At 70.4% G+C, this 21,686-nt stretch carries 19 protein-coding genes; 10 read left to right on the forward strand and 9 right to left on the reverse strand.

Annotated features, from left to right (window positions below):
• Positions 1 to 608 precede the first annotated feature (608 nt).
• From BLU27_RS07995 to BLU27_RS08025, 7 genes are all read left to right on the forward strand, one after another.
• Entirely contained in the window at positions 609 to 2,681 is a 2,073-nt protein-coding gene (locus BLU27_RS07995; protein ID WP_157728328.1) for an ABC transporter substrate-binding protein, read from the forward strand.
• Between the two features lie 184 nt (positions 2,682 to 2,865).
• Positions 2,866 to 3,579, forward strand: coding sequence for an ATP-binding cassette domain-containing protein (locus BLU27_RS08000; RefSeq protein ID WP_241827846.1), 714 nt, complete (start codon positions 2,866 to 2,868; stop codon positions 3,577 to 3,579).
• A gap of 8 nt (positions 3,580 to 3,587) precedes the next feature.
• Positions 3,588 to 6,698, forward strand: coding sequence for a hypothetical protein (locus BLU27_RS08005; RefSeq protein ID WP_092652009.1), 3,111 nt, complete (start codon positions 3,588 to 3,590; stop codon positions 6,696 to 6,698).
• On the forward strand, positions 6,695 to 9,760 hold the full coding sequence (locus BLU27_RS08010; protein WP_092652011.1) for a hypothetical protein: 3,066 nt from the start codon (positions 6,695 to 6,697) through the stop codon (positions 9,758 to 9,760). The genes BLU27_RS08005 and BLU27_RS08010 overlap by 4 nt, the downstream gene beginning before the upstream one ends.
• Complete coding sequence (locus tag BLU27_RS08015) at positions 9,760 to 10,587, forward strand: ABC transporter ATP-binding protein (protein WP_092652013.1); 828 nt, start codon at positions 9,760 to 9,762, stop codon at positions 10,585 to 10,587. The genes BLU27_RS08010 and BLU27_RS08015 overlap by 1 nt, the downstream gene beginning before the upstream one ends.
• A gap of 107 nt (positions 10,588 to 10,694) precedes the next feature.
• Positions 10,695 to 11,795, forward strand: coding sequence for a PLL family lectin (locus tag BLU27_RS08020; protein WP_092652015.1), 1,101 nt, complete (start codon positions 10,695 to 10,697; stop codon positions 11,793 to 11,795).
• A complete protein-coding gene (locus tag BLU27_RS08025) occupies positions 11,759 to 12,718 on the forward strand; it encodes an FG-GAP repeat domain-containing protein (protein WP_092652017.1) in 960 nt (319 codons plus the stop codon). The genes BLU27_RS08020 and BLU27_RS08025 overlap by 37 nt, the downstream gene beginning before the upstream one ends.
• 41 nt (positions 12,719 to 12,759) lie before the next feature.
• Here the strand turns inward: BLU27_RS08025 and BLU27_RS08030 are convergent, their stop codons facing one another.
• The 8 genes from BLU27_RS08030 to BLU27_RS08065 all read right to left on the reverse strand — a co-directional run bounded on the left by BLU27_RS08030 (position 12,760) and on the right by BLU27_RS08065 (position 18,430).
• Entirely contained in the window at positions 12,760 to 13,734 is a 975-nt protein-coding gene (locus BLU27_RS08030) for an aldo/keto reductase (RefSeq protein ID WP_092652019.1), read from the reverse strand.
• A gap of 57 nt (positions 13,735 to 13,791) precedes the next feature.
• A complete protein-coding gene (locus BLU27_RS08035; RefSeq protein ID WP_092652021.1) occupies positions 13,792 to 14,229 on the reverse strand; it encodes a MerR family transcriptional regulator in 438 nt (145 codons plus the stop codon).
• A gap of 68 nt (positions 14,230 to 14,297) precedes the next feature.
• Positions 14,298 to 15,080, reverse strand: a complete 783-nt coding sequence (locus BLU27_RS08040; protein WP_092652023.1) for a phytanoyl-CoA dioxygenase family protein — start codon at positions 15,078 to 15,080, stop codon at positions 14,298 to 14,300.
• 74 nt (positions 15,081 to 15,154) lie between these two features.
• On the reverse strand, positions 15,155 to 15,955 hold the full coding sequence (locus BLU27_RS08045; RefSeq protein WP_241827847.1) for a sugar phosphate isomerase/epimerase family protein: 801 nt from the start codon (positions 15,953 to 15,955) through the stop codon (positions 15,155 to 15,157).
• A 77-nt stretch (positions 15,956 to 16,032) separates the two neighbouring features.
• The gene (locus tag BLU27_RS08050; RefSeq protein ID WP_157728330.1) at positions 16,033 to 16,422 is read right to left on the reverse strand and encodes a hypothetical protein; all 390 of its coding nucleotides are present in this window, start codon (positions 16,420 to 16,422) and stop codon (positions 16,033 to 16,035) included.
• A gap of 105 nt (positions 16,423 to 16,527) precedes the next feature.
• Positions 16,528 to 16,938: an NUDIX domain-containing protein gene (locus BLU27_RS08055; protein WP_092657368.1), complete on the reverse strand. Its 411-nt coding sequence runs from the start codon at positions 16,936 to 16,938 to the stop codon at positions 16,528 to 16,530.
• A gap of 291 nt (positions 16,939 to 17,229) precedes the next feature.
• Positions 17,230 to 17,439, reverse strand: coding sequence for a hypothetical protein (locus BLU27_RS08060; RefSeq protein WP_092652027.1), 210 nt, complete (start codon positions 17,437 to 17,439; stop codon positions 17,230 to 17,232).
• Positions 17,440 to 17,494: 55 nt separating this feature from the next.
• The gene (locus BLU27_RS08065) at positions 17,495 to 18,430 is read right to left on the reverse strand and encodes an SDR family oxidoreductase (protein ID WP_197681738.1); all 936 of its coding nucleotides are present in this window, start codon (positions 18,428 to 18,430) and stop codon (positions 17,495 to 17,497) included.
• A 60-nt stretch (positions 18,431 to 18,490) separates the two neighbouring features.
• On the opposite strand from BLU27_RS08065, the gene BLU27_RS08070 reads away from it, so the two are divergent.
• Positions 18,491 to 19,075: a TetR/AcrR family transcriptional regulator gene (locus tag BLU27_RS08070; protein ID WP_092652029.1), complete on the forward strand. Its 585-nt coding sequence runs from the start codon at positions 18,491 to 18,493 to the stop codon at positions 19,073 to 19,075.
• A 111-nt stretch (positions 19,076 to 19,186) separates the two neighbouring features.
• Positions 19,187 to 19,579 (forward strand): VOC family protein, encoded by a 393-nt coding sequence (locus BLU27_RS08075; protein ID WP_092652031.1) that lies wholly within the window; start codon positions 19,187 to 19,189, stop codon positions 19,577 to 19,579.
• Positions 19,580 to 19,593: 14 nt separating this feature from the next.
• Here the strand turns inward: BLU27_RS08075 and BLU27_RS08080 are convergent, their stop codons facing one another.
• Positions 19,594 to 20,790 carry an FAD-dependent monooxygenase gene (locus BLU27_RS08080; RefSeq protein WP_092652033.1) on the reverse strand — a complete coding sequence of 399 codons (1,197 nt, stop codon included), beginning with the start codon at positions 20,788 to 20,790 and terminating at the stop codon, positions 19,594 to 19,596.
• A gap of 115 nt (positions 20,791 to 20,905) precedes the next feature.
• Here BLU27_RS08080 and BLU27_RS08085 point away from each other — a divergent pair, with 115 nt between their 5' ends.
• Positions 20,906 to 21,631 carry a TetR/AcrR family transcriptional regulator gene (locus tag BLU27_RS08085; protein ID WP_092652035.1) on the forward strand — a complete coding sequence of 242 codons (726 nt, stop codon included), beginning with the start codon at positions 20,906 to 20,908 and terminating at the stop codon, positions 21,629 to 21,631.
• The last annotated feature ends 55 nt before the right edge of the window (positions 21,632 to 21,686 follow it).

Consider the following 21,686-nt stretch of genomic DNA (forward strand, 5'->3'; position numbering starts at 1 on the left):
CCCCAGCAACGGCTCCAGGACCTCCGGAGTCATCGGATCCGGCGTCACCCTGCGTCCGGCCGGCCCGTCAACCCTTCCGGGCTCGGCGTAGACCAGCGCGTTCACATCGGACAGGCACTCAGCCTCCAGCCAGCAGCCCAGCCGCCGTGCCTTGATCAGCTCCTCCAACTCGAACCCGTTACACCCAGCCACGTCGACCGACGCCACCGCCGCCGCCAACCCAGGACCCGCCGGCAGATCAGCAAACCCCGCGGGCAGCACCCGACGGCCACCGGGCTGCCCGCCCAGGTGGCCGTCGAAGCACTCACCGCCATCGCTCACGCGTTCGATTCTACCGAACAAGATCGGCTCATGTGAGCCGGAAGCCCCTTACCCACAAGGAAAACTGATGTCAATCACAACCTGCGAGCCGTTCGGGTCGCGCCATCCCGCGTGCACGAACTGGCGCGTGACCGGCGGACTCGCCATGGCCTGACGTATGTCGCTGTCGAAATCGATCGATTGCCGAGGTCGGCCGCAAACAACGGCCGCCCTTTACACGCAGATTCCGTACGGACACGATGGGCGCACGCCAGCGGGGGTCCCGACTCCGACGAGGAGCGTGCGTCATGAGAACAGCCGGAACACCGAACCACCGGCCGGGCCGTACGCCGGAGCGAGCGCCGGATCGCGCGCCGGAGCGAGCACCAGCCCATACGCCGCAGCGAACGCCGAGCCGGCGCGACCTGTTCCGGTTCGGGCTCACGTCGGTCGCGGCGTTCTCCGTCGCCGGATGCTCCGCGCTCTCGCTCAACCCGTCGGACAAGTCCGGCGGCAAGGGCGGAGGCAAGGACGCCGGCAAGGCCGGCACCGGGCTCAAGGAGGCGCCGGAACTCAGCGACCAGGTCAAGGCCGGCAAGCTTCCGCCGCGCGCCAAGCGGATGCCGGCCAAGCCGATGGTCATCCGCCCCACCGAGCCGGGCGGTGTGTACGGCGGCACGTGGAACACCATCCTGACCTCGGTGGACGCCGACCCGCACCTGGTCGGTTCGTTGTCGTACGAGCCGCTCGTGCGGTGGGACGTCGACCAGACCAAGATCTCGCCGAACGTCGCCGAGTCCTGGGAGATCGGCCAGGACGGCCGCGTCTACACGTTCAAGCTGCGCGCGGGCATGAAGTGGTCGGACGGAAAGCCCTACACAGCAGACGACCTGGTGTTCGGATACGAGGACGTGCTGAGCAACACCGACCTCTACCCGGTGATGCCCTCGCAGTTCGCTCCGGACGGACAGCCGGCGAAGCTGGAGAAGCTCGACGACACCACCGTGCGGTTCACCTTCCCCAAGCCGCAGGGTTTGTTCCTGGACCAGGTAGCGTCCTCCGGTGGCGCCGTCCTGCACTGCCTGCCGAAGCACTACCTGAAGCAGTTCCACAAGAAGTACAACCCGGACGCGGACAAGCTGGCGAAGCAGGAAGGCCAGCCGGACTGGACCAAACTCTTCCTGAACAAGGGCGGCAACGGCCCGACGGAGTTCGGTTCCTGGCAGAACACCGACCTGCCGGTCATCTACCCGTGGAAGCTGTCCTCCCAGTCCGGCAACCGCCTGGTGGTCAGCCGCAATCCGTACTACTGGAAGTCCGACACCGAGGGCCGGCAGCTTCCCTACCTCGACCGGGTCGTGTTCGACATCATCACCGACCCACAGGTCAGCACGCTCAAGCTCAGCCAGGGCGACTACAGCCTGGTCACACCCGGGCTGGTCACGCTCCAGAGCAAGCCGGTCTTCGCGCGCGGGCGGGAGAAGGGACGCTTCCACTTCATCGCGATCGGTTCGTCGCGGATGAACGACGCGACGTTCCTGCTCAACCAGACGCACAAGGACCCGGCGATGCGGCAGGTCATGCAGAACAAGGACTTCCGCATCGGTCTGTCGTACGCGCTGAACCGCCAGGAGATCATCAAGGTCGTACTCCTCAACCAGGGTGAGCCGTGGCAGACCTCGCCCCGCAAGGAGTCCGGGCTCTACCTCCAGCAACTCGCCAAGCAGTACACCGAGCACGACCCGGCGAAGGCGAACCAGCATCTGGACAAGGCCGGTTACCGCCAGCGCGACAGCGACGGGTTCCGGCTGCGCCCGGACGGGAAACGGCTGGGATTCACCGTCGAGGTGCGGACGAACTTCAACCCGCTCTGGGCCGACGTCGCCCAGCTCGCGTCCGGTTACTGGAAGAAGGTCGGCGTCGACGTGCAGGTGAAGGTGGAGGACGCCACCCTGTTGTTCAACCGGGTGGCCGCCAACAACCACGACGCGGTGATGGACGACGGCGACGGCGGTGACCTGCCGATGCTCGGCCCCGGGTGGTACTTCCCCGTGGACGCCGGTGCGGCATACGCGGTCGAGTGGGGCCGGTGGTACGAGTCGAAGGGCAAGGAAGGGGAGAAGCCACCGGCCGGCCCGCTGCGGCAGATGCGGTTGTTCGACCAGATCAAGGTCACACCGGACAAGCAGAAGCGCGACGAGCTCTTCATGCAGATCCTGCGCATCTCCCAAGAAGAGTTCTACGTGATCGGGACCGTGCTGCCCGAGGCGAGGTACAACGTCGTCCAGAACGACCTGCACGGTGTCGGCGGGGAGATGATCGACGACTGCTGCGAGCCCGGCCCGTCCGCTCCGGAGCAGTACTTCTGGAAGAAGACGTAGGGCGCCCGCTCCCCGGCCCTCTCCAGGCTCCCTTGCCGGCCCTGCCCTTTCCGGCCACGCGTTGTCCTGGATGGGGCATCTCCGGGCATCGCGCGGGGGCCGGTATCCGGGTAGCGTGCAGCACAGTTTCCCGGGGCGTGGTCGACCCATGCCCTCATGGCCCGAGGTGATACGAGGGGCAGCTTTGCGAACCGTCTCCGTGAACCGGCTGACCGCCGCGTACGACGTCGGCCGACCGGTCCTGCAGGACGTGACGGTGACCGTGGAACCGGGCCACATGCTGGCGGTCAGCGGACGCTCGGGCGCGGGCAAGTCCACGTTGCTGTCCACCATCGCCGGCCTGCTGCGCCCGGCCGAGGGAACTGTCAGTCTGGACGGCGAGCCGCTGCGTGACCGCGACCACGCCGTCTCCCAGGGCGTGGTGCTGGTGCCGCAGGACAACGGCCTGGCCACGTTCCTGACCGCTGGTGAGAACGTCGAGGTGGCGCTGCTGGCCAACGGCCGCGGCCCGGCGGAGGCGCGCCGGCTCACCGTCGAGTGCCTGACGGCACTGGGGCTCGCCGGACAGCGCGACCAGTTGGTGGAGGAGCTGTCCGGCGGACAGCAGCAGCGCACCGCGATCGCCCGCGGTCTCGCCCTGCGCGGTGACGTCCTCCTCGCCGACGAGGTGACCAGCGAGCTCGACGCGGTGTCGCGGCAGACGGTGATGGACCTGCTGCGCAAGGAAGCCGATCGGGGCGCGGTCGTGGTGTTCGCGACCCACGACCCGGACGCCGCCGCCTTGTGCGACGCCGAGCTGCACCTGGTCGACGGGCGCGCCGAGATCGTCCGGTCCGAACCCGTGGTGGACGCGCCGACGGTGAACCGGCCGAACGCCTCCACGACGGCAAGGGCGTAGGCCACGGCATGTGGGCAGTACTTCGGGGCGCACTGGCTGCCCGGCGCGGGCCGGCGATCGTGGTCATGTTGGTGGCGCTGCTCGCCGGCGCGGCGGTGACGGCCGCACCCTTCTACGCGGTGAAGGCCCAGCAGCAGGTCGGGGTGGCCGCGGTCGGGAGCGCCCCGGTCGCGCAGCGGCTGGTCTCGGTGAGCTGGCTGTCGGCCTGGCGCGGCACCAACGACACCGCGTCCGAGGCTGCCATGAAGGACGCCCGGAAGGCCTTCCGCCCGCCGGGGTTTGCCTCGATCGACGGCGCGTTCGCGCCGGGCGGCGTGCGGCGCGCGGGGTCCAAGGCGCCGGCGGCGGTGGTCAAGGTGGCCTACCGCGACGACGTCTACCGCCACCTCACGATCACCGGGGACCGTCCCACCGGTGCCGGTCAGGTCGTACTCCCGGCGGCCTTCGCCGGCCAGCTCTCCCTGAAGGTCGGTGACGACCTCACGCTCACGGGCGGGAAGAAGCCGAGCCGGGCCCGGCTGGTCGGCGTCTACCGCGTGATCGACCCGAGCGAGCCGTACTGGGCGGACGGTTACCTCGTCGGCCTCGGTTCGGACGACCGCAGCAAGCAGGCAACGGCGTTCACCGTCCCGGCGACGATGCGCGGCTGGGAACAGACCACCTACACCTACGACCTGCTGGCCTCACCCGCGGCGTTCGCCACGATGAACACCGACGGGCTCGCCGGCCAGATCAACGCCGACCTGTCCACGCTCGGGCAGCAGGGATTCTCCACCAGCATCACCGGGCTGGACGGCCTGCTCGACCGGATCACCCAGGACCGGCGCAACGTCCTAGCCGGCGTGGGGGTCGGCGTCGCGGTGCTGTTGCTGCTGACGTGGTTCGCCCTGGCCGTGGTGGTCCGCGAGGCGGCGGTGCAGATTCGTGGCGACGTCGGCTGGTGGCGGCTGCACGGTGCGCCGTCGGGCCGAGGGTGGGTGCTCGTCCTCGGCCAGAGCGTGGTGCCGCTGGTGGGTGGAGCGGTGGTCGGTGCCGCCGCGGGCTTCGCCGTCGGCCGCTCGATGGCCGGCACCCTCGACCCCGCCGGTCAACGTACCGCGCTACTGCTGTCGCTGTTGCTGCTCGGGCTGACCCTGGTGGGCGGGCTCGTCGCGGTGGTGGCCGCCCAGGTCGGCACGTTGCTGACCCCGGCGCGCGACCTGCTGCGGCGCATTCCCGTCCGCCGTCCCGGCTGGCGGCGTTCGCTGGTGGACGTCGTGCTCGTCGGCCTCTCGGTGTACGGCGTCGTCCAGGCCGTCGTGGTGGGCGGCAGCGTGGAGGGACTCCCACTCCTCGCACCCGGCCTGGTCGCGCTCGCCGTCGCATTGGTGGCCGCCTGGGGAGTGCCGCCGCTGGCCAACTCCCTGACCCTTCGCGCCCGCCAGGCCGGGCGCCCGGCGATGGCACTGATCGCGGCGCTGACCGCGCGGCGGCCGGAGACGCATCGGCTGTTCGCGTTGGTGGTGGTGGCGATCGCCCTGGTCACGACCGCGTTCGTCGGCTGGGACACCACCACCCGCACCCAGGAGCAGCGGGCCGCCCTCGAACTCGGTGCCGACCGTGTGCTCACCGTGGACGCCGACGATCCCGCTCAGCTGATGGCCGCGGTGCGTGCCGCCGACCCGAGCGGGAAGTACGCCATGGCCGTCGTCGATCAGCCGGGGGAGAGCACCGGCGACCCGTCGGTGCTGGCGATGGACACCACCCGGCTGCCGGTGGTCACCGGATGGCGTAAGGAGTACGGCGGAGACCCTGCGACGGTCGCCGCTGCGCTGCGGCCGTCCGCGCCGCGCCCGGTCACCCTGCACACCGGCCGGCTCGTCGTCGACGCGTCCGGGCAGGACCCCGACGGTGAGCCGCTGCACCTGCGGGTCCGGTTGCGGACCGCCGAGGACGGCAAGCCGGTCGACGCCATCGTCGGCCCACTGACCGGCACCCGGAAGGCGTACTCCGCCGACGTACGCAACTGCACCGCCGGCTGCCGGCTGGTCGGCGTCCAGGTGCTCGGCGACCGGCGGGCCGACGGGGCCACCGGTGACGTCGCCGACCCGACCGGCGTGGGGTACGAACCGGCGACCGCGGGCGCGCGGGTCGACCTCTATCCGGCGGGCGGCGGGAGTACGGCCGGCGCCGCCGGCACCGGTGTCCGCGCCAACGACTCCGCAGCCGCGCGCGGTTCGTCGCTGCCGGCGGCCCTGCTCGCCGCGCCCGAACGCTGGCGGCCCGCGGTCGGTCCCCGCGACCTCGGCCCCACCATCGCCGCCGGGAAGGGCAGTCTGCGCCTCACCGTGTCCCAGCCGCCGGAGAACGTCCCGCTCGACCGCAACGACTGGGCGTTCGTCGCGGACACCCCGGTGCTGCTGCCCGCTCTCGTCGCCGGCTGGCGGCCCGACCCGGCGGAGGAGACCCGGCTGATTCCGCTGCCCGGCGCGGCGGTGCCCGCCCAGATCGTCCGCACCGGCTCACTCGTACCCCGCCACGACAAGGTCGGCACGATCGTCGACCTCACCTACGCCGAGCGGCTGGTGCCGTTCCCGCTCGCGGGCTCGGGGTTCCCGCAGGTGTGGCTGTCCGCCGACGCGCCCGCGTCCGTCGTGGCGGGCCTGCGCGACCACGGGCTCACGACCCTGCGGGAGGAGTCGATGTCCACCCGACTGACCCAGCTGCGCGCGGAGGGCAGTGCGGTCGGCGTACGGTTCCAGGTCGCGGTCGCGCTGGTCGGCCTGCTGCTCGCGGCCGGTGCCGTCCTGATCGACGCCGCCCGCGAACGCCCCGGCCGGGCGGCCGAACTCGCCTCCCTGCGCGCCCAGGGCGTCGGCGCGCGCGCCATCCGTGCGGTCGGCTACGGCTCGCTCGGCGCCCTCGTCGGTACGGCAGCGGTGATCGGGCTCGCCGCCGGAGTCGCCGGCGCCGCGGTCGACAGGATCCTGTACCCCGGCTTCGTCGACGGCTGGAACGTCCTGCCCACCGTGGACACGCGCGGCTACCCGGTCCTGGCCGCCGCGCTGGCCGCCGTCGTCGTCCTGGGCTCGGTCGTCGTCGCGTCCGGTTCGGCTCTCGTACGCCGGGCGCGGCCATGATCGCGGTCGTTCTCGCCCAGCTGGCCACCCGCTGGGGTCAGGCGCTGACGCTGTTCGTCCTGTCCATGGCAGCCACCCTCGCGGCCGTGTGCGTACCCGCGTTCGCGGTGGCCATCGACCGGGCCGCCATCCGCAACGAGGTCGCCGTTGCCGACAACGCCGACCGCACGGTCTCGATGCCGCCGCTGTCGGTGGACTCGCCGAACCCGCGTACCGACGTGCTGGAGTCGGCCGACGGCCTGCAGACCCTGACTGACGCGCGCTCCCGGCTGAAGGGCTTCACCCCGGTCACCACGGCGCAGGTCCACGTTCGCGGGATCGAGCGCGGCCGCCCGAACGCCGAACCGCGGAGCCTGCTCGCCCGGGACGGCTTCTGCCGGCACGTGACGTTCAGGCAGGGCCGGTGCCCGGTGGGCAGCCGGGAGGTGGCACTGCCGGCCTCGCTGGTTCCCGAGGCCAAGGTGCACGCAGGCGACGAGGTGACGCTCACTCCCGTACGCCGCAAGGACCAGACGTGGGAGCCGGACGGTCCGCCGGTCGCGCTCACCGTCGTCGGGGTGTTCGAGGCCGACCATCCGAAGTCGGCGTACTGGTCGCTGGAGGACCCGCTCGGCCGGCTCGGACCGGCCGCGATCATGACCAACCGGGCCACGACCGGGAGCCTGCTGCACCGGCAGGAGACGCTGTACCTCGACTCGGTCATGCCCACCGGCCTGCTCACGCCCGACCGCGTTCCTGTGGTCAGGGCCCAGCTCAACGCGGCAGAACGCCGGCTCCTCGAGGACGACCCGTACGGCGGCGGCCTGCTGTCCACCCTGCCGTCCCTGCTGGACCGGATCGAGTCCCACGGCAAGCATGCCCGCGCACTGCTGCCCATCGCCGCGGCGCCGCTGATCGCCCTGTGCTGGTTCGTCATCCACCTCGCCGTCGGGCACGGCGTGTGGGGGCGCCGCCAGGAGATCGGCGCGGTCGCGTTGCGGGGTGCCCGCTGGCCGACGCGGGCGCTGAGCATCTCCGCGGAGAGCCTGCTGCCGCTGCTGGCCGGCGTACCCGTCGGCCTGCTGGTCACCGGTGCGCTCGTCGCGCTCACCGTGTCGGGGGAGGCCGGCCCGGTCGGCGTCGACCGGGCCCAGTTGCTCGCCGCCGCAGTAGCGGCCGCCGGAACGATCGTCGCCGCCCTGCTCGCACTGCGCCGTGAGCTCTCCGCGCCGGTCGGCACGCTGCTGCGCCAGGTGCCCTCCCGCTCCCGTCCCGTGGTCGTGGCGGCGGTGGAGGTCGTCGTGGTCGCGCTCGGCGTCGTGGTCGTGGCCGAGACGCGCTCCCTCGGCGGCTCGCTGGTCGGCGTCATGGTCGCCGCTCCGGTCGTGGTCGTCCTCGCCGTGGCGATGCTGGTGTCGCTGGCGGTCCGCCCGCTGATCGGCATGGCCGGCCGTTGGTCCCTGCGCCGTGGGCGGATCGGGCCAGCGGTGGCGGCGTTCTACCTCGCCCGCCGGCCCGGCTCGGTGCAGCTGCTGGTCGTACTCGCCCTGGCGTTCGGCACCTTCGGCTTCGCGGTGACCACGACGGACGTGGCCGCGCAGGGACGGCAGGCAACCGCCGAGCAACTGCTCGGAGCCGAACGGGTACTGGAGGTGCAGGACGTCGACCGGACCGAACTCCTGCGTGCGGTGCGGGCCGCCGACCCGTCCGGCCGGCACGCGATGGCGGTGGTCTCCGCGCCGAGCGGTGACGGTTCCCAGCCTCCGGTGCTCGGTGTCGACGCCACCAGGCTGGCGAAGGTCGGCCGGTGGCCGGAGGGCACCGGCAACGGCGACGGGCCGAGCCCGGCGAAGCTCGCGAGCCTGCTGCGCCCGCCCGCGCCGGAGACGATCATGGTGGGCAACGGCGAGTTGACAGTACGACTGGAGCCGGACCCGTTCACCGCCGACAGGACGCTCTCGGCCACATTGCTGCTGCGTACCCCGAAGAACGACCAGGTGGCGGTCAAGTTCGGGCCGGTCTCCGGCGGGCAGCCCCTCTACCGCGCCACGCTCAGCGAGTGTCAGGACAAGTGCCGGCTGGCCGGGATCAGCATCAGCACCACCGCGGTGGGAGCTCAGCGGATCGGGGTGAACCTCGCCGCGCTGCGGCTGGACGGCCGAGACGTACTGACCCGCGCCGAGCTCGCCGACCCTCGCCGCTGGCGTACCTCGGGCAGCGGACCGGTCACCGACCAGCTCCGCATCATCGGCGACCAGGACGGCCTGCTGATGACCCAGTCGTCGCCACGGCCGGGCCACGACTACGTACTCCGCGCGGTCGACGTGCCGTACCCGCTGCCCGCGATCACCGCCGGCACCATGCCCGGCAAGCAGTTGCCCAACATCGACGGCGAACCGGTCGACTTCGTGGCGAAGGCGAAGGTGGCGACCCTGCCAGGCGTCGGCGCGAAGGGCGCACTTATCGACCTCACCTACGCCGAACGCCTGACCGCAGAGCCCGGCTTCGCGACGACACCACAGGTCTGGCTGGCACCCGGCACTCCCAACACGGTCCTCGACCGGTTGCGCAAGGAGGGGTTGGCGGTCGTCACCGACCGGACGGTCGGCGGGGTACGTGACTCGCTGGAGAAGTCCGGGGCCGCGATGGCGTTGCACGCCTACCAGCTCGCGGCCGGGGTGACCGTCCTCGTCGGGCTCGGCGCCCTGGCGCTGGTGGTGGCCGTCGACCGCCGGACGTGGAACCCCGGCATGCGCGCGCTTCGCATCCAGGGGGCGACCGAACGCCTGACGACGGGCGCGGCGCTGTGGTCGTACGGCGGCATCGTGGTGACCAGTGCGGTCACGGGTGCGATCGCCGCGGTCGTGGCGTGGTTCGCCACCAGCAGACGGCTGCCGCTCGGCGTCGACGCGTCCCTGCTGGCGAACTGGCCGCGGTGGCCGCACGTCGCGGTGCTGGAGCTGCTGGTGGTGGGAGTACTCGTGGCGGGTGCGGTCGCCGGCGGCTGGTGGCAGCGCCGCCTGGTCGAGGGACGGCTGGTCGAAGGGCGGCTGGTCGAGGGACGGCAGGAGGCTGGTGGCTGATGGGCTTGGCGGTGGCATGCCGAAGGGTCGTGCACATCTACCGGATCGAGGGCTCCGACGTCGTCGCGCTGTCCGGTGTCGACCTGTCGATCAACTCCGGTGAGATGGTCGCGCTGGTCGGCCCGTCCGGGTCCGGGAAGTCGACGCTGATCTCCTTGCTGTCCGGGCTGATGCGCCCCTCGGCGGGGCGGATCGTGGTCGGCGGGTACGACATCGGGAAGCTGAGCGACGCGGAGCTGAACCGGCTGCGCGGCACCGAGATCGGCGTCGTGCTGCAGGGCTCCGCGCGCAACCTGCTGCCGTACGCCACTCTGGTGCGCAACGTCTGGCTCGCCCAGCGCAGGGCCGCCGCGACCAAGGGCATCGAGCTCGCCGAGCCCGAGCAGATCCTCGACCTGGTGGGGCTTTCGGCGATGGCCAGGTCGAAGCCGCCCGAGCTCACGCGCGGGGAACAACAGCGCGCTGCCCTGGCCGTCGGCATCGCCGCCGGACCTGGCCTACTGCTCGTGGACGAGCCGACCAGCCAGCTCGACACCTCCGGCCGCGACGAGGTGGTGGCCGCGCTGAAGTCGGTGAACGCCGTACGCGACACCACCGTCGTCGTCGTCACCCACGACCCGGAGGTGGGCACCCAGCTCGGCCGGGTGGTCACCATTCGCGACGGCCGCGTCGGTGCGGAGGGACGCGACGGGCAGGACTTCGCCGTCGTCGCCGGTGACGGCACCGTCCAGCTGCCGCCGGAGACGCTCGGCGAGTTCCCACCCGGGACGCTCTTCCTGGTCGACCACGAGGAAGGGGTCGTTCGCCTGCACTCCGACGGCGACTGACCCGGGGAGGTCTCGGGCGAGGGCTCCCGGTGCCGTTCCGACCGGGTGATAATTCGAGCCATCGTCCGTACCTGTGCGTCTCGGCACACGTTCGCCTGGAGTACGCGATGGGCTGGAAAGCGACCGACCTCACCACACCTGTCACCCCGCCGGCTTTCGCCGACCCGACCGCCAACGCGGCCGGTGGAACGCAGCGGATCTTCTTCGAGGCGATGAGGTGCAGGGTGCCGTTGCCACCCTGGTTCACCGACCTGGCGAGCTACTACTTCCCGGCCGAGAACAGCCAGCATCTGGACTACAGGTCCGGCGGGCACGTTCACGAGATCCTCTTCGACGAGAACGGCTGGAGCACCCACGACCTCAGCAGTGACGCCAGCGCGCGGGTTCCGGTGCTCGAGGGGCCCTCGGCGATGGAGTTCGAGGGACTCCAGCAGGCGTTCTACCGAGGCCTCGACTCCCACGTTCACGAACTCTGGTGGGACATCGCCGGATGGCACCACCGGGACCTGACCGCGCTGACCGGCGGTCCGTTGGTGCATGCGAGTGGCCCGGCCTGTTACGGCTTCCTTTCCCAGTCCACCCAGCACGTCGTCTACGTCGCGAGCGGTCAGATCACCGGCGGCCACGTCCACGAACTCTGGCGCGACAGTCATGGAGGCTGGCACCACGGCGGCAGCCTCACCGGCATCACGGGCGCGCCCCTTGGCGACGGCCAGCCGACCGGGTACGCCTACGAGGCGCAGTACACCCAGCACGTCCACTACCGCGGTGTCGACGGCCGCGTTCACGAACTCCGCTGGGGTACGGACACCAACGGCTGGCACTACTGGGGCAGCCCGAGCGACCTGGCCGGCGCGCCGGCGGCGTCGAGCGACCCGAGGGGTTACGTCTTCGCGCCCCAGGACACCCAGCATGTCGTCTACACGGGCGTGGACGGGCACGTCCACGAACTGTGGTGGGACGGCGCCTGGCACCACAACGACCTGACCGCCGCGACCGGCGCACCGATCTCGGGCAGCGCTCCGATCGGCTACCCTTCGATTTCCTGCGCGACACCCAGCATGTCGTGTACAACTCCGACGACCACCACGTCGTCGAGCTCGCCTGGACGCCCCTGGCGACGAACCCGAAGGCGCTCGCCCGCCTTACCAGGAACGAACGATCCGACATCGTGGGGTTCGGCGATGCCGGGGTCTACGTCGCGCTGAGCCGTGGGGACGGGACGTTCGACTACACGCCCGCGCCGGTGGTCGGTGATCTGGGATACGTCAACGGTGGCTGGCGGGTGGATCGGCATCCGCGGCTGCTCGGTGATCTGACGGGTGAGGGCCGGGCGGACGTCGTGGGGTTCGGCGATGCCGGGGTCTACGTCGCGCTGAGCCGTGGGGACGGGACGTTCGACTACACGCCCGCGCCGGTGGTCGGTGATCTGGGATACGTCAACGGTGGCTGGCGGGTGGATCGGCATCCGCGGCTGCTCGCCGACGTGACCGGCAACGGCCGGGCGGACATCGTCGGCTTCGGCGACCACGGGGTCTGGGTGGCGCTCAGCCGCGGCGACGGCACCTTCGAACCACCGCGGCTGGTCATCCCCGACTTCGGCTACGTCGCCGGCGGTTGGCGGGTCGACCGGCATCCGCGGTTCCTGGCCGACCTGCGGGGAATCGGGCGTGCGGACATCGTGGGTTTCGGCGACGCCGGAGTCTACGTCGCGCTGAGCCGTGGGGACGGGACGTTCGACTATTCCCCGCAGCCGGTGATCGGTGATCTGGGATACGTCAACGGTGGTTGGCGGGTCGACCGGCATCCACGGTTCCTGGCCGACCTGCGGGGAATCGGGCGTGCGGACATCGTGGGTTTCGGCGACGCCGGGGTGTATGTGGCGCTGAGCCGTGGGGACGGGACGTTCGACTACACACCGCAGGTGAGGCTCGCGGACTTCGGTTACGCCGAGGGCTGGCGGGTGGACCGCAACCCGCGCTTGCTCGCCCAGCTGACCGCCACCGGGCGCGCGGACATCGTGGGCTTCGGCGACGTCGGCGTACGCACCTCGCTGAGCAACGGCGACGGCACGTTCGCGCCGAAACGGCTCGCGGCACCGGACTTCGGCTTCGAGGTCCGGTCCTGGTGAGTGAACGCCCCGCCCTCTACGAGGAGTGAAGCGTTTGGTCGTCACGCGTTGTTCAGCCGGTCCAGCTGCTCTGCGTCCAGGCTGATCTCGACCGCGCCCAGCGCCTCCTCCAGCTGGGCCAGGGACGAGGCTCCGAACAGCGGTACGACCACCGGGTCGTGGTGCAGCATCCACGCCAGCACGACCTGGTTGGTGGTGGCGCCGACTTCCTGGGCGACCTCGCGCAACACCTGGAACCGCGCGTACGCGCTCGGGTGTGCGTACCCACGCGCGGCCGGGAAGGGGCGCTCGGGCCGGCCGTACGAGCCGGTCAACAACGGCTGGTACGCGACCAGCGTCAGATCCCGGTGCTCGCCGAGATAGTCGAAATGCTCGACCCCGGCGTGCTGGTAGTTCGGGCTGCCGAGCCGTTGGGTCCGGCCCTGCACCAACGGGCTCGGCCACAGGTAGGTGTAGTGCTGCTGGATCACCGAGTAGGGCTCGACGCCCTGGTCGGCAGCCAGCCGCCGGGCGCGTTCCAGTCGCCAGGTCGCGGTGTTGCTGCAGCCGAGCACGTCGACCACCCCCTCGGCGGCGAGACGCCCGAACGCGCCGACGGTCTCCTCGAGCGGCGTGGTCCGGTTGTCGATGTGCGCGTAGTACAGGTCGATGCGGTCGACGTCCAACCGGTTGAGGCTGCCCTTGACGGCGGACTCGACGGCCGCCGCGCCGAGTCCTTCCCAGTTGTCGTTCGGGGTGCCGGGCACGGTCGTCCTGGCGCCGCACTTGGTGGCGATGACCAACTGGTCCCGGTTGCCGCGGGATCGCATCCAGCGACCCAGGAGTTCCTCGCTCTCGCCGCCGTTGGCCATCCACTGGTTGTAGTTGTTCGCGGTGTCCACGAACGTTCCGCCGGCCTCCACGAACCGGTCGAGAATCGCCGTCGAGGTCTCCGGGTCCGTCGTACTGCCGAAGTTCATCGCGCCCAGGCACAGCGCGCTCACGGTCCGGCGGCCTCCGATGGTGCGTTGCAGCATTCGGTGCTTCCCCTCAGCTGGTGGACTGTCGAGTCAGGATGTGAACGGCGTGAACGACTACGCCGGCTTCGCCGACGATGCCCCTTGCCGGTATCCCGCGATCTTGCGGTCGACCACTTCCAGGTCGCGGTGGAGGTCGGCGATGTGGCTCAGAACCCGATCGCGGTGGACCTCCAGCAGCCGCATCCGCTCCGGTTCGGTCAGCGAACCGGCGCGTACGAGTTCGGCGTAGCGCTGCATCTCGCTGACCGGCATACCGGTCGCGCGCAGCCGCATGAGCATTGTCAGCCGCACCAGGTCGGTGCGCGTGTACCGCCGGTGGCCCGACGGGCCGCGGGTCACGCCCTCCAGCAGACCCACCCGCTCGTACCAGCGCAGCGTGTGAGGCGACAGGCCGGTCAGCTCCGCGACCTGGCTGACGGTGAGCGGTCCGTCGACGTCCGGTACGAGTTCGTCGACACCGCAGGTTTCGGCTTGCGAGGCGTCGGAGTTCACGCCGTCAGACTGCTCCTTGGAGTGCACTCCAAGTCAAGCCGCTTTTGCCCGTGCGGCCGGGCAGGCGTTCAGTCCGGAAACGGCAGTGGGTCGTAGCCGGCGCCGTACGGTGCGTCGGGCCGTTCGAACTCGCCCATCAAAGCCCGGCGCATGGGTGTGGTGCGTTCCAGGAAGTCGGCCGAGTTGCTGAACCGGTCGGCCGGGCGTACCCATGGCGGGCTGTAGACGTAGTGCGCGGTGTAGCGGTCCCGGTCCCCGTCGTGGCGGTACGTCCGGTGCCAGACGCCGTTGTGGAACACCAGTACAGATCCGATCGGTGCGCAGATCACGTGCCCGATCGGCGTGTCCCCACGAGCCGCACGGATGCCGGCGGGCAACGGTACCGAGCTGCGGTGGCTGCCGGGGATCAACTCCATGTTGCCGCTGCCCGGCCTGGTCTGGTCGGTCAGCAGGAACGACACCCGCAACTGGATCAGCGGCACCGGGCAACCGAGCTTGCCGAAGTCGTACGCACCCGAACCGTCCTGGTGCCAACCGCCCGTCCCGCCGTGCGCGGGTTGCATCGTGTTCCAGCTCGCCTGCAGGACGAACCGGTCGCCGAACAACCCACGGATCTTGGGGAGTACGGCCGGATGGTCGATCAGGCGCTCAAGACTGGGCTCGGTCTCGTAGCCGCGACCGAGCTGGCCGAACTCCCTGTCCCGCGTGGCGTGCAGGCGCTCCGAAGCGTCGTAGCACTCCTCGGCCTCCGCGGCGGTCAGTACGTCCGGGATCACCAGGTAACCCCACGACTCGAACACGAACCGGTCCAGCTCGGTGAACGCTCCCGGCGCCACCTCGGGATTCAGCATCGTCCGAAACTCCTTGCCCAGCAGGGATCTGGCGAAGACGTGGACCTGGTGCCCAGGCTCCGGCGGTCGGCGACTCAGCCGAAGACGCCGGTCGCGATGGCGTGCTCCTGCTCAAGACAGTCCCACTCGTTGGCGTTGGCCCCGTCGTAGACGAGGGCGAGCGGCCCGGTGTAGTCGGCCTGGCGGAGCGCCTGCAGGGAGCGCGTGAAGTCCTCGCGGTCGGGACCGTCGGCGTCGAAACGGCACTTGGCGTGACAGGTCTCGCTGCGCGGTGCGACCGCGGCGAGCTGGTCGTACTTGTCCGCACCGGTCCAGTTGCCGAGGTCGACGAGCAGCCCCACCTGGCGGTCGGCCGCGTCCAGGATCGCGTGCACCTCGTCGGCACCGGCGGTGAGCGCGAACCAGTTCTCGGTGACGACGCGGATCTCGGGGTGATCCCCGGCGAGCTTGCCCAGCCGGCGGCCGCTGTCCTCCAGCCGCGACGGGCTCGGCGACTGCTTTCCGGCGATGACCCGCGCCCGGCGTGCGCCGAGCGTGATGGCAACGTCGAGCCAGCCGTCGATCCAGTGCTGGTGGGCGTCCGCGTCGGCCGGGTGGGTGAGATCGCCGTCGTCGACGAGTACGGCATCCAGGGTGAGGTTCTCCGACTCCAGGGCCGACCGGAGCTCACCCAGGTAGCCGGGATCGCGGCTGGGAAGGTGGAAGTGGCACAACTGGACGGTGTCGTAACCGCGGCGTCGCAGCTCCGCCGGTAGGTCGAGCAACGCCATCCCGGCATCGGGTTTCGCGAGGTCGTCAGGCCCGCCGTCGGCCTGGTCGCCGGACATGTACGAGCCGAGGGTGCGGTGGAGGGACCAGCTGGAAACAGCTTTCACGGCTCCCACTCTGGGTGGTGCGGCGCCGATTCAGGCGGGAGCTGTCCTCAACCGGCCGGTCCGATCCCAGTCCCGGCTCAGACGTGTGCGGCCTTGCGCAGTTTGCGAACGCGGCGGCCCGCGTTCTTGCGGGCCTTCCGGGCACTCTTGGCCGCGCCCTCGAACTGGTCACCGGCGCCCTTGCGCGCCTTCCGGAAGCTCTTCCGGGCTCCCTTGACCTCGCTCGCGGTGTCCTTGCGTACCTGCTTGGTCTTACGCCCCCACAGCTTGTGCAGCCCGCGCTGCACTTCCTGTGGACGCGGCAGCAGCATCTTCGTGCCCTTGCCGTACAGCCGCATCGCGAGCAGCGCCAACGGAATCCCCAACGGGAGCAGCACCACGGTCACGCAGCACACGAGCGAAACGATCATGAGGACGGTGGCGAGCAGGAACACGCCCGCGGCGCCAATCCCTCGCGCGAGTCTCACGGCAGAACACCTCCCTGTGCGTCCCCGGTGTCCCCCGATGGCCACCCTACGCCGAGCGTCCGCCCGAGTTCGGTTGGGCTACTTCGCCCTCGACGGAGGAAGGGGCTACTGCCTGACCACGCTCAGGCGCTCGGCGAGGACCTCCCGGGCGATGGCTGACAGGTCCTTGCGGCCGATCTCGTTCATCGGCACGAAGACCATCGCCTGACCCTCGCCGAGCACGATGTCCTCGTCCTTGGCGTCCGTGGTCCCGGCGAACACGTGGTAGCGCACCGAGGCCGGGCCATGGAACTGTCGCTCGATCACGCGTTCCAGCGACAACTCGGCGCACCGAAGGCCGGTCTCCTCCCGCAACTCCCGGTGGGCGGCGGCCTCGGGGTCCTCTCCGGGCTCGATCATGCCGCCGGGAACGGTCCATTGGCTGGGATCGGTCGGCGCGTCGTCGGTCCGGTGCTGCATGACGATCCGCCTGCTTCGGTCGGTCAGAATCACCAGCGCAACCTCGACCAGTCCCATGTCGATCACCCTAGTCGGCGCGGGAGATCGCCACGGCCGAGCCGGTGCGACTCGGGTCCGAGGTAGGTCGGATCGGGGGCCCAAGCAGGCCCAGGTCGCGGCGGCGTCACTTGGTGTGGAACGCCGCGATGCCCCCAGGATGAGCTGGATCAGGTCCAGCAACTGCCGCCTGGATGTAGATCTCGGCGGTCTACACGTCCGGGATCCTGCCCCGCTGTCGTACGGCGAAGCGGGTCGGACGGAACGCCGGCGGGCTCTGGTGGGAACCCGCCGGAACGGATCGGCCGTCGGTCAGAGACCGAGCTTGCCTCCGATGTCCTTCGCCGCGCCGCCGAGGCCGCCCTCGGTGAGCTGACTCGGGTCGACCCCGTGCTTCTTCAGGAGGTCGGCGTGCTGGTCGGTGTCGATGGTGTCCGGGAGGTGCTGCTCGACGGCCTGGGCCTTGTCGGCCTGACCGTGCTGCTTGAGGAGGTCCACGACCTGACTCTTCTGAATCTGCATGGGCCCGGGCCTACCCTGCCCACCCGGTCGCAAACGGTGGCTCGCCACCGCTCGGTCAGCGGTAGAGGTGGGCGGCGGGCGGCTTGCCGGCGTCCTGGACCTCCACGATGTAGCGCCACGCGTCCGGGACGCTGCCGTCCAGGTCGGTGAAGCCGTACTCCTTCGCCAACTGCCCCGACGACAGTGACGCCTGGTTCCACCGGGCGACCTCCGGGTCGGCGGCCAGCGCGGCGACCGCCCGGCCCACGAAGTGCGGGGTCTCGGAGATGCCGAAGTGCCCCGGGTCCGGGAACGCCGGCTGGACCGGACGGTCGAGGACCTCCCGCCAGGACTCCTCGGTGACGCCGTAGTGCTCGAGCATCATCTCCGAGCGCAGCCAGCCCGGAGTGAGCGCGACCGCCGTACACCCGTGCTCGGCGAGCTCCTTGCCCTGGATCCAGGCCAGCCGCAGCACCGACCACTTCGCCAGGTCGTAGAACGCGGAGACGCGGTAGGTCTGCGCGTTGTAGTCGTACGTCCCGTCGGTCATCTCCACCACCAGGCCGCCCGGCTTCCGGGTGAGCAGCGGCAGCGCGTGATGGCTGGTGATCAGATGCGTCTCCACTGCCAGCCGGAGCAGCCGCAGACCGTTGTCCAGGTCGTGGTCCCACAGCTTCGCGTCCCAGTCGAACAGCAGCTCGCCGCCCCAGATGTCGTTGACCAGGACGTCCAGCCGGCCCGACTCGCGCTCGATCCGGCGTACGAGGTCGGCCACCCGGTCCGGCTCCTGGTGATCCACGGCCACGGCGGTGGCGGTGCCACCCGCGGCGGTGACGAGCTCGGCGGTCTCCTCGATCGTTTCCGGTCGGTCGTACTCCGATCTGCGCTCGCGGGTGGTGCGCCCGGTGACGTAGACGTGCGCTCCCGCGGCGCCGAGCTCGACCGCGATGCCGCGCCCGGCGCCGCGGGTACCGCCGGCGACCAGGGCGACCCTGCCGTCCAGTGCGTTCACGAGACTGTTCCTCCTACCCGACGTATGTGACCGACCGTTCGTTTATATATGGTGGCTGCCATGCCCCGCAAGCGAACAGTCCCCGATGAAGCGCTCCTGTCCACCGCGCTGTCGATCGTGCGGACCTCGGGTCCGGACGCGCTCTCCTTCGGCTCGCTGGCCGCCCGGGTCGACCTCGCCGCCTCGACGTTGGTGCAGCGGTTCGGGTCGAGGGCCGACCTCCTGCGGGCGGCGTTGCTGTTCGCCTGGGACCGGCTCGACGAGGAGACCGCGCGGGCGTGTGCCGAGGCGCCGTCCGGTGCGGCTGGGGTTGTCGACCTGCTCGTACGGCTGAGCGGGCAGTACGACGCCGGCGACAGCGACGACTTCGCCGACCAGTTGATGTTGCTCCGTGAGGATCTGCGCGATCCGGTACTCCGTGCTCGTGGGCAAGCCTGGCTTGACACCCTTTCCGCGGCCGTCGAGGAACGCCTGGATGACGGGTCCGGTGACGTGCCGGGTGGCGTGCCCGGCCTCGGTGAGCTCGTGGTCGCCCAGTGGCAGGGATCGCTTACTTTGTGGGGATTCCGGCGTCAGTCGGACGCGGTGACGGCCGTTCGCCGGGCACTGGATACGCTCCTGGCCAGGATCTCGGTGGCTTCGTGACCGAAGTCCTGGAACCGATTCCACCTCATGACGACGACACCTCATACGACGACACCTCATGAGGACGATGCTCCAAGGCGACGGCACCGGATGCGGTGTCAAGGAGGACGCATGACCTCGCACGCGACCGGCCGGCACGCTGGTTCTCCGATCGAGAACCGCGTGGGCATGGTGTTCATCCCCGTGCGGGACATGCGGCGGTCGATCGAGTGGTACTCCGCGTTGCTGGGCCTGCCGGTCGGGGACGCCTCCCACGAGGACACCATCTACGACCTGCCGACCTCCGGCGAGGTGGGCCTCGCGCTGGACGCCAACAAGCCCGACTTCGACACCGCCGGGCCGCCGCGGTTCTTCTGGTGGTCGACCGACCTCGAGGCCTGCCTCGCGCACCTCGAGGCCAACGACGTCAGGGTCGAGAGCGACATCGAGGACATCGGCAGTGTGTCGTTCCTTCAGTTCCGCGACCCGGACGGCAACCTCCTGATGGTCTGCAAGCGCAACTGAGTACGGTCAGGTGCTCAGCCGGAACGCCCGGCCAAGGTCGTCGGGTGCGTGTAGTCGGGCAGTCTGATCCCACTGCTGACGTTCTCACCGGCCTTCAGCATCAGGTTCAGCAGAAACCTGTTGCTCAGCATCCCGTTGCGCATCCTCGCGCCGAACCGGCTCGCGGGGGCGAGGAACTTGCCGGTCCGGTTGCCACCCACCTGACACCCGCGCGCGTAGTCGCGCACCAACGCCTCGTACCGACCGAACGCCATCCGGTGGTCGTTGCCCGCGGTCGCCAGCTCACCGGCCAGGACGTACGCCGCGACGATCCCGGTGCCGGTGCCCATGCCGCCGATGGTGGCACCACACGCGGCGTCGCCGACCAGGCCGATCCGTCCTCGTGACCACGGCTGGATGTCCACCCGGCTGATCGAGTCGAAGTAGAGCTCGGTCGCATCCCGCAGGGATGCCAGCAGTCGCGGTGTCTCCCAGCCGACCCCTTCGTAGGCATTCGTGATCAGAGCGCGTTGCCGGTCGAGGTCGTGCCGGGCGTACGCCAGCTTCGGCGACTTGAAGATCATGAACGCCCCGGCCCGGTCTGCGTCACGGAAATCGCAGGCGATGGAAGCCAGTCGGCCCGGCACGTTGTAGCCCAGCGAGCCCGGCGGCAGCCCGAGGTAGTTGGGCAGATCCCACGTCGCGGCGTAGTAGCCGAGATGGCTGACGAACTGGTCCTCTTCGCCGAAGGTGAGCCGGCGAACCTGGGAATGCAGGCCGTCGGCACCGATCACCAGGTCGAACCGGTCCTCGGTGCCGGACGCGAAGGTGACCTCCACGCCGTTCGGCGTCTCGACCAGTCGGCTGATGGAGTCCCCGAAGACATACTTCGCCCGCTCCCTGCTGTGCTCGTAGAGCACCCGCGACAGGTCCGAACGCAACACCTCCACCTCGCCGCCGGCGAAGTCGGCCGGCAGGTGCAGGAGAGTGCGTCCGCGCTCGTCGACGAACGTCATCGGAGAGCCGCCGGTCTGGATCTCGCGCAGGCTGTCGAGCAGACCCATCCGTCGCAGGACGGTCAGGTGTGCCTCGCCCCGGAAGTCGACAGCGCGGCCGCCGCCGCGCAGCGCGGGCGCGATCTCGACCACGGTGGGTTCGAATCCGTAGTGGCCCAGCCAGTAGGCCAGGGCGGGCCCGGCGACGCTGGCGCCGGAGATGAGGACCTTGCGCATGTGCCTGCTCCGTTCTCGCGGAACTGTGTCCGGTGGAATCAGTTAAGTTCTGTGTACTCTAGACGCAGTTTCTTCGCCGGGGCAAGAAGGTTGGCCGAGCAAGCCGGAGGTGCCGATGGACATCCAGGTCGCCGACCAGGCAAGAACCGTCGAAATCCTGTGGGGTAGGCGACCCGGGCCCCGGCGCGGACCCAAGCCCGCGTTGAGTCTGGAGGTCGTCGCGCGGACCGGCATCGGGATCGCCGACGCCGAAGGTCTGGCCGCGGTCTCCATGCAACGGGTGGCCGCCGACCTCGGCTTCACCAAGATGTCGCTGTACCGCTACGTGCCGGGCAAGGCCGAACTCGTCGCCGTGATGGCCGATTTCGCGATCGGTGCACCGCCCGCGGGCACCCGTGCGAAGGACTGGCGTGATCGGCTGGACGAGTGGGCGCACGCGTTGCTGCCGAGATTTCGGCGTCACCCATGGGTGGTGGAGGCCACCACGGGCCCGAGGGTGTTCGGTCCGAACGAACTGGCCTGGATGGAGCGGGCGGTGTCCGCGCTCGAGGGCATCGGCCTACGTGGTGGAGAGCAACTGGACGCGGTGGTCGTTCTCGTCGGGCACGTCCGCAATCTCGCTCACCAGACGCGGGGCGGCCCGGATGCGAACCGAACCGAACGGCGGATCAGTGCGCTGATGAGTGAGCTGATGCGCGAACACGGCAGCGAATACCCGGCCGTCCAGGCTGCGTTGACGGCGGCTGCCGAAGGTGGGGGACAGGACCAGGCGCTCGACTTCGGTCTCGATCGGATCCTCGACGGAATCGCGGCCCTGGTCGACCGTCGGGCCAAGTCCTGAACCGCACTGACCCCCGTCGCCAGTCGCGAACGGGGGTCAGTGTGTGGGTCGGATG

The organism is Actinopolymorpha singaporensis, from assembly GCF_900104745.1.
Lineage (GTDB): Bacteria > Actinomycetota > Actinomycetes > Propionibacteriales > Actinopolymorphaceae > Actinopolymorpha > Actinopolymorpha singaporensis.

What these genes read in the sequence shown, in the direction of transcription:
- BLU27_RS08040 (WP_092652023.1), bottom strand. Translation starts at nt 15,080, where the DNA reads ATGCTGAATCCCGAGGTGGCGCCGGGAGCGTTCACCGAGCTGGACCGG.
- BLU27_RS08080 (WP_092652033.1), bottom strand. Translation starts at nt 20,790, where the DNA reads ATGCGCAAGGTCCTCATCTCCGGCGCCAGCGTCGCCGGGCCCGCCCTG.
- BLU27_RS08085 (WP_092652035.1), top strand. Translation starts at nt 20,906, where the DNA reads ATGGACATCCAGGTCGCCGACCAGGCAAGAACCGTCGAAATCCTGTGG.
- BLU27_RS08030 (WP_092652019.1), bottom strand. Translation starts at nt 13,734, where the DNA reads ATGCTGCAACGCACCATCGGAGGCCGCCGGACCGTGAGCGCGCTGTGC.
- BLU27_RS08010 (WP_092652011.1), top strand. Translation starts at nt 6,695, where the DNA reads ATGATCGCGGTCGTTCTCGCCCAGCTGGCCACCCGCTGGGGTCAGGCG.
- BLU27_RS08070 (WP_092652029.1), top strand. Translation starts at nt 18,491, where the DNA reads ATGCCCCGCAAGCGAACAGTCCCCGATGAAGCGCTCCTGTCCACCGCG.
- BLU27_RS08060 (WP_092652027.1), bottom strand. Translation starts at nt 17,439, where the DNA reads ATGCAGATTCAGAAGAGTCAGGTCGTGGACCTCCTCAAGCAGCACGGT.
- BLU27_RS08075 (WP_092652031.1), top strand. Translation starts at nt 19,187, where the DNA reads ATGACCTCGCACGCGACCGGCCGGCACGCTGGTTCTCCGATCGAGAAC.
- BLU27_RS08055 (WP_092657368.1), bottom strand. Translation starts at nt 16,938, where the DNA reads ATGGGACTGGTCGAGGTTGCGCTGGTGATTCTGACCGACCGAAGCAGG.
- BLU27_RS08020 (WP_092652015.1), top strand. Translation starts at nt 10,695, where the DNA reads ATGGGCTGGAAAGCGACCGACCTCACCACACCTGTCACCCCGCCGGCT.
- BLU27_RS08015 (WP_092652013.1), top strand. Translation starts at nt 9,760, where the DNA reads ATGGGCTTGGCGGTGGCATGCCGAAGGGTCGTGCACATCTACCGGATC.
- BLU27_RS07995 (WP_157728328.1), top strand. Translation starts at nt 609, where the DNA reads ATGAGAACAGCCGGAACACCGAACCACCGGCCGGGCCGTACGCCGGAG.
- BLU27_RS08005 (WP_092652009.1), top strand. Translation starts at nt 3,588, where the DNA reads ATGTGGGCAGTACTTCGGGGCGCACTGGCTGCCCGGCGCGGGCCGGCG.